The sequence below is a fragment of the Polaromonas sp. P3_C2 genome, assembly GCF_056402675.1.
In genome coordinates this window covers 1-1209 of record NZ_JBFUGX010000961.1, presented here as the reverse complement: position 1 = coordinate 1209, position 1209 = coordinate 1, and the positions used below count along the sequence as shown (strand labels likewise).

Below are 1209 nucleotides of genomic sequence, written 5' to 3'. Positions count from 1 at the left end.
CGTATTCACTGGCCTCTGAGGGATACAGGCCGGCAAACACCGCAGGCTGGATTTCCTTGAAGCCGGGCAAGGCCTCGGTGGCGGTAAAGGCAGCGCCGCCTGTCCCGGGCTTGATCAGGGTCACGGTGTCGCCGACCCGCGCCGCCTGAAGCTCCTTGATGCCAGCGATGACAAAACCCACCTCGCCGGATTCGAGTGCCTGGCGAGGCTCGGTATGCGGAGTAAAGACGCCTAATTGCTCGGCGTTGTACATCGCCTCGCTGGCCATCAGCTTGATACGGTCACCCTTGGCAAGCCGGCCGTCCACAACACGCACCAGCATGACGACGCCCACATAAGCGTCGTACCAACTGTCAATGATCATGGCGCGCAACGGGCCGCCTGGATTACCTTTGGGCGGCGGAATTCTGGCAACGACGGCCTCCAGGATTTCATCGATACCCATGCCCGTCTTGGCACTGCAGGGAATCGCATCGGTCGCGTCGATACCGATCACTTCTTCGATTTCCTGCTTGGCGTTATCAGGGTCGGCCTGCGGCAAGTCCATCTTGTTGAGCACCGGCACGACTTCCACGCCGAGGTCCAGCGCGGTGTAGCAGTTGGCGACGGTCTGTGCTTCCACACCCTGGCTGGCGTCCACCACCAGCAGCGCCCCCTCGCATGCGGACAGCGAGCGGCTCACTTCATAAGAGAAGTCGACGTGGCCCGGCGTGTCGATCAGATTGAGGTTGTAGACCTCGCCGTTGAGTGCCTTGTATTTGAGCGCAGCGGTCTGCGCCTTGATGGTTATCCCACGCTCTTTTTCAATATCCATCGAATCCAGAACCTGCGCGCTCATCTCTCTGTCCTGCAAACCGCCGCAACGCTGGATGAGACGGTCAGCCAGCGTGGATTTGCCGTGATCAATGTGGGCAATGATCGAAAAATTTCTGATGTGATTCATCAACGAGAACGCCTAAGTACTTGAAAGTATTGCGAAGAGATTGAATGGAATTCGCGAGGGCCATAAAAAAGGGCGCGTCGAGTAGCGACGCGCCCTGAACCAACAATCTATGGCAACTGCGATAGTTGGAACTTCATTGTAGGCAAAAAGTCGGAGCCGAACAGTCCCGAAATGGCCATATTTTTGTCGTTGCAGGCTAGCAACATGGATCTTATGCACAACTTATTCACAATTTTATACTGCTTGTCTCTGGACAACTTGTGGGT

1 protein-coding gene is annotated in these 1209 nt (G+C 56.4%); it reads right to left on the bottom strand.

Going from position 1 to position 1209, the window contains the following annotated elements:
- On the bottom strand, positions 1-943 hold a 943-nt coding region (locus tag AC1DWI_RS23790), incomplete at its 3' end, for a GTP-binding protein (protein ID WP_477725990.1).
- Positions 944-1209: the final 266 nt, after the last annotated feature.